Origin of the sequence: Azohydromonas lata (assembly GCF_034427735.1) — a bacterium.
In the GTDB taxonomy this organism is placed as follows: domain Bacteria; phylum Pseudomonadota; class Gammaproteobacteria; order Burkholderiales; family Burkholderiaceae_C; genus Azohydromonas; species Azohydromonas lata.
Genome location: NZ_JAXOJX010000292.1, coordinates 1 through 217 on the forward strand (window position 1 = coordinate 1; position 217 = coordinate 217).

Sequence of the window (217 nt, forward strand, 5' to 3'; positions counted from 1 at the left end):
TGCGGTCATGTTCAGGCTCCGTGGGCGAGGGCTTCAGCGTCGGCCTGCGCGTCGTGGGCGGGAGCGTGCTCGGCCCAGATCTCAGGCAGCTTGGTCAGCGCAGTGACGGCCAGCAATGTGAAACCCAGCATCAGGCAGGTGACGCTGACGGAGCCGGGCACCTGCAGGATGGGCGTCTTCTCGTCGGCCGCGATCTCGGCCAGCGGCCAGGCCATGG

The 217-nt window shown here is 68.7% G+C and carries 1 pseudogene; it reads right to left on the reverse strand.

Features of this window, described 5'->3' with window-relative positions:
• Nucleotides 1-11 precede the first annotated feature (11 nt).
• Nucleotides 12-217, reverse strand: a pseudogene (locus tag SM757_RS35445) (TRAP transporter small permease); the annotation flags it as partial.